This window comes from Okeania sp. SIO2B9 (assembly GCF_010672505.1).
GTDB lineage: Bacteria > Cyanobacteriota > Cyanobacteriia > Cyanobacteriales > Microcoleaceae > Okeania > Okeania hirsuta.
In genome coordinates, this window is record NZ_JAAHGK010000510.1 from 1 (window position 1) to 4,941 (window position 4,941).

Annotated in this window: 5 protein-coding genes; all 5 read left to right on the forward strand. The window is 34.9% G+C overall.

Translation table 11 applies throughout. The annotated features are described in order from the left end of the window. Positions 1-91: 91 nt before the first annotated feature. The 5 genes from F6K13_RS17960 to F6K13_RS17980 all read left to right on the forward strand — a co-directional run bounded on the left by F6K13_RS17960 (position 92) and on the right by F6K13_RS17980 (position 4,928). Entirely contained in the window at positions 92-244 is a 153-nt protein-coding gene (locus tag F6K13_RS17960; RefSeq protein ID WP_161565050.1) for a hypothetical protein, read from the forward strand. Between the two features lie 136 nt (positions 245-380). Next, positions 381-1,088, forward strand: a complete 708-nt coding sequence (locus F6K13_RS17965; protein ID WP_124145609.1) for a hypothetical protein — start codon at positions 381-383, stop codon at positions 1,086-1,088. Positions 1,089-1,267: 179 nt separating this feature from the next. Next, complete coding sequence (locus F6K13_RS17970) at positions 1,268-1,477, forward strand: hypothetical protein (protein ID WP_240038999.1); 210 nt, start codon at positions 1,268-1,270, stop codon at positions 1,475-1,477. Positions 1,478-1,937: 460 nt separating this feature from the next. Next, complete coding sequence (locus tag F6K13_RS17975) at positions 1,938-2,933, forward strand: hypothetical protein (protein WP_124145610.1); 996 nt, start codon at positions 1,938-1,940, stop codon at positions 2,931-2,933. Between the two features lie 894 nt (positions 2,934-3,827). Continuing rightward, entirely contained in the window at positions 3,828-4,928 is a 1,101-nt protein-coding gene (locus F6K13_RS17980) for a hypothetical protein (RefSeq protein WP_287287937.1), read from the forward strand. Positions 4,929-4,941 lie beyond the last annotated feature (13 nt).

Here is a 4,941-nt window from a genome sequence, read left to right on the forward strand (position 1 = left end):
GGGGGGACGCGGGGACGCGGTGACGCGGAGATGGTTGAACAGGCAATGGTTTCACCATAGCAAGGAACGAGTTGGTGTTTGACTTATGTTGATGATGAACCGTAAGACGCCAGAGATACTTTTCTCAGATGGGGAGATGGGGAGATGGGGAGATGGGGAGATGGGGAGATGGAGATGGGGAGATGGGGGGACGCGGGGACGCGGTGACGCGGAGATGGTTGAACAGGCAATGGTTTCACCATAGCAAGGAACGAGTTGGTGTTTGACTTATGTTGATGATGAACCGTAAGACGCCAGAGATACTTTTCTCACTGTTGCCTGTTATATAACCTACTACTTTCTTCAAAGCAGGAAAAAAATAAAATTCAAGGAAATAAAAGATGTCTAATTCTAATGTTAAAGCAAAAATTTATGTGTTTGGAGCTAAACCGAAACAAGCTTTATTAGTACCAGAAATTCCTATTGCAGTTCGTAATAATTGTCAGTCAGGACAATGGGTGATTGGAGACACAGATTATGGTTCTAAAGTTTCAATGACAATCATCAAGTTTAGCAAGTTTTTCGGCAATTTAGGTCAAACAATTAATACATTATGGGGTCAAATCTGGTTTATTGCTGAGTCAGGAGAATTACCTCATGGAGTGTTAATGGTGACATATATTAAAGGTCGTTCTTTGAATGATTTTAATCGTTTAATTGCTTCAGTTCAAAGTCAAGGAGTGGAGCCAGCAACAGGGATTTTTCTTCCTGAATTTGTCAAGCATAGCGGTCAGAAACCAGATGAAAATGGTGTAGTAAAACCCATCAATTATTATAGCTTAAAATGGCGTTGGCAAGAACGTACAGATTGGTCGATTATTCAGCAGGCAGCAGCAGTGCTTTCTGACGAAAATAATCTTTCAAGAATGATTGATTTAGAAGGAACTAGAAAGATGGTTTGCTTAGATAATTTATCTGCTGAAGAAACTGCTAATTTGATGGTAGCTCATACTAATAGCGAACAAAATTATTCGCTGAGTTTAAATGTTAGTAATGATCAAGCGTTACCACAGGGAAATGAGTCTTTAGCTGCTGCATTATCTTCTTGAAGAAGGAGTCAGGAGTCAGGAGTCAGGAGACAGAATCAATTGACTCCTGAGGAGGTCTTCGTGACTTCCAGCCAAAGGCTGTTGATGAATTTTTTGCGTCTCTATTTACAGCTTTTAGCTTGAAAGTTTTTGTAGTTTTATGCCAATAAAAAACATCGGGAAAACTTAAAGAGGTACAAATGAGTAAAATTGCTAAATTCAGGATTCATCAGGGTGCAAAAACACCACAAACCCAGGAATGGGAAGATAGTTTACGGGGAAAATTAGAAGTTAAACATCAAATTAGAACTGATGCTATTAATGACCTGGAAAACTTCAGTCAAGATTTACAACATATTAGTTTAGTTGTTGAATCTATTCAAAATAACTACCAGGCATTACTGACATAAAATAGTCGCTTAAAATCGACTCTTTTAGAGTTAGTAGATGATTGTTGCTGCTGGAAAGGAAATCGCTGTGAAAAATGCCAGAAAACTCTTAAGTGATTAGCACCAGAAACGACTAGGAAAAAATTAAATACTGCCCAAGAATATGAAGATATTTTGAAGCAACTTCGGAAACTGGGTTCAACAATTAATAATTAATAATTAATAATTAATAATTACCCTTCTTTGAAAAGAAAAGGATTGACTAAAATGAAAATGTTTTCTTGTTTATCCTTTAAAGGAAAGGCTTTAAATCTCAATTATTGGGTTAGTTGTTACTGTATCACATTAAAAAGCGTTTCGTGACGGAATTTTCCGCAAACGGCATTTAAACAGTTAGCATTTCCTAAGTTCATGCTCCGCAAACAGCGAGTGATTTATGGAGATGAAGCGAGTAAAATTATCAACATTATGGAGAAAAAAAATGACACAAACTGCATCAGAAAGTAGCAAATTTAGAGTGATGAAATCATTTGAAGAAATTTTAGCTGCCAGGAAAAATCTTGCATCAAAAGTAGCAACTAAGGAGGAGGAAGCAGAGAAAGAAAAAGGGAAACAAATCCTAGAAACTGCTGCTACTTATACTGCAGATAGTATTGTTAAAGGTTTGGCTGATTTACAATTAGATTTTGGTAGTATTGTTAATCAGTTATTAGACAATTTGCATCAAGAATCTACTAAACTTGAGGAATTAAAGCTTGCAATTGAAATTGAAAATCAACATCTACAAGAGTTACAAAAAATTCGTGTTGTTGCTGATGCACTACATATTTTAACTCAAGAACATCAAGAAAAGTTAGGATTTCTAGAGCAGAATTTTAGCGAACATCAAGAAAATATATCAAAGGATATGACTACTAAGCGAAAAGCTTGGCAAAAGGAACAACAAGAGTATGAAGCAGCAATTGAGGAAGAAAATCAATTGTTAATTAAACAACGAGAAAATGAAGCTGCTGACTATCAATATGAATTGGAACATCAGCGTAAAATTGAAATGGATGAATATGAAGAAACGAAGCGGAATTTGGAACGAGAATTACAGGAGTTAAATCAAGAGAAGGAAAAAAAATGGCAGGAAAGAGAAAGTTATTTGGCAGAAAATCAAGCTGAATTTGAAGAAAACAGACAGAAAGTTGAAGGTTTTGAAGAAGAGTTGAAGCAGGCTTATGTGAAAGCGAAAGATGATGCAATTAAAGAAGCAACCCGACAGGCAAAAGTTAAAGAAGATTTATTTGCCAAAGAGTGGGAAGGAATGAAGAATGGTTATGAGTTAAAGATTGAATCTTTAGAAGAAACAATTGAGCGACAAACTGAACAAATTAACGATATTTCCACTCAGTTACAAGCGGGAATGAAGCAAGCACAAGATTTAGCGATGAGAGCTTTTGCTAGTTCTAATAATGGCGCTCAAGCTAAGTAGTTGTTGTTGAAAGGAAGAAGGAAGAAGGGAGAAGGAAGAAGGAAGAAGGAAGAAGAAAAAATCTTACGCTGTAAGCATTCAGTTGTCAGCCATCAGCTATCAGCTATTGTACTTTTAGTTTAGGATAATACCTTTATTAACTGTCTTACTAAAAAAGTTACCTCCCTTGTCCTTAAAGTCAGTTGTTAATTTAAACACTGTCCTTTAAGCAGAGAATATTGTTGCTGATAGCTAACAGCTAGTAGCTGAATCCTTACCTTACGCTTTCTGAGTTTTAACCTTTTCTTCGACTGTGATAAAAGCTATAAACTACATTCATCATATAGCCATTCAGCAACCCTAAAATTTGTCTACTCTATCTAGTAGCTCGTAAGCATTTAGCTATCAGCTAAAAATCTAAGGGTTTAAGTCCTCCACTATATTTGAAAGTAATAATTAAGTTATCAGCAATTAGTAATGAATAATTACTTCTTAGGTTTTGTCCAGGGACGCATGGCAGTAACTTTTTATTCTTTTTCAATCTCAAAGGTTGCTTTTACACAGACCCAAAATTAATAGCTGATAGCTAATACCTGACGGCTGTTTGCTTACATTTGAAAAAGCCTGTGGTGCGTTTTTATCGGGGTTTAAATCCCTCATTTCCGGTTAAACAGTTATAGAATGGTTAAGTCTTTAGAATTCAGAATTCAGGAGAAGAAAGAATTAAAAAGATGAGTGTAGTTATGGCAATTAGAGAATTTTTTTATGTTCAATTAAGTGGATTTGATATGACTGCTGACTGCTGACTGCTATTTCAATTGGTATAAATATTTAGGTGGTATTTATACCAAATTTTTCCACCTATATTCCAGCTCAAATCAATCGAATAATTTCAAGTTTAACAGGAGAAAACACATGGCTAAAAGAGTTAATTATAAAAATACTAAGGCTGAAATTTTAGAAGCTTTTGCAGAACTAAAAAAAGAAAAGTCTGCCCTAGAAGCAGAAATAGATCAGCTAAGTCAGGAAAGTAAAACTACAGGTAAAACCTCTGTAGATTCAATATCAAAAAAACCAGAAAAAGAAGTTGCAAAATTTATGAACTTAAATCAAACTTGTAACAAACCAAGTATGCAGTACACAATTGAAAATTTGTTGATGGTGCAAAATGGCTTTGGTGGAGCTATCAGCGAATTATCAGAAAAACTTACTTCAGAAGCAACTAAATTAGAAGAAGTTCGACAGCAAGTGACAGAAGAAATTCAACAATTAAACAATTTGCATAGTTTAGAAAATATCGAGGAAAATACTTTAGATGATTTGATTCAACAGTATGAACAAAGCGCCAAAGAATTCGAGACAGAATTTAGCGATCGCCAGGAAGAATTACAACAAGAAATAGAGTCAAGTAAACAAACTTGGTCAAAGGAACAACAGGAATATCAACGCACAATAAAAGAACGAAATGAACAGCAGAATAAAACTCGCCAACGAGATGAAGAAACTTATAAATATGACTTGAATTTGCAACACAATCTAGATATTGACCAGTATGAACAAAACAAGAAAAATTTGTATAAGGAGTTAGAAGAATTTCAACAGCAACAAGAGAAAATATGGTCTGAAAGAGAGCAGTCTATTTCTGAACGGGAAAAAGAATTTGCACAGGTAAAAACTGAGGTAGAAAACTTTAAAAAAGAACTAGAGTCTAATATTAATAACGGTAAGGAAAATGGGCGAAATATTGGTACTTACCAGGCGAAAGTTAAATCTGATTTATTGGCAAAAGAAGTAGAAGGAGAAAAGCAATTTTATGAACTACGGATTCAATCTTTACAACAGACAATTCAAAATCAAGAGCAACGAATTAAAAATTTATCTGCACAATTAGATTCCACCTTGACACAGGTTCAAGATTTAGCAGTGAAAGCTATTGAAGGTGCATCAAATTCTCGTTCATTTCAAGCGATGAAAGAAATTGTTCTAGAACAAAAGAATCAACAAAAGAAAAGTTAATTTTTGACGATCG

Bases quoted from the DNA above. Each gene is read 5' to 3' on its own strand.
- F6K13_RS17960 (WP_161565050.1), top strand. From the start codon at position 92: ATGATGAACCGTAAGACGCCAGAGATACTTTTCTCAGATGGGGAGATG.
- F6K13_RS17965 (WP_124145609.1), top strand. From the start codon at position 381: ATGTCTAATTCTAATGTTAAAGCAAAAATTTATGTGTTTGGAGCTAAA.
- F6K13_RS17970 (WP_240038999.1), top strand. From the start codon at position 1,268: ATGAGTAAAATTGCTAAATTCAGGATTCATCAGGGTGCAAAAACACCA.
- F6K13_RS17975 (WP_124145610.1), top strand. From the start codon at position 1,938: ATGACACAAACTGCATCAGAAAGTAGCAAATTTAGAGTGATGAAATCA.
- F6K13_RS17980 (WP_287287937.1), top strand. From the start codon at position 3,828: ATGGCTAAAAGAGTTAATTATAAAAATACTAAGGCTGAAATTTTAGAA.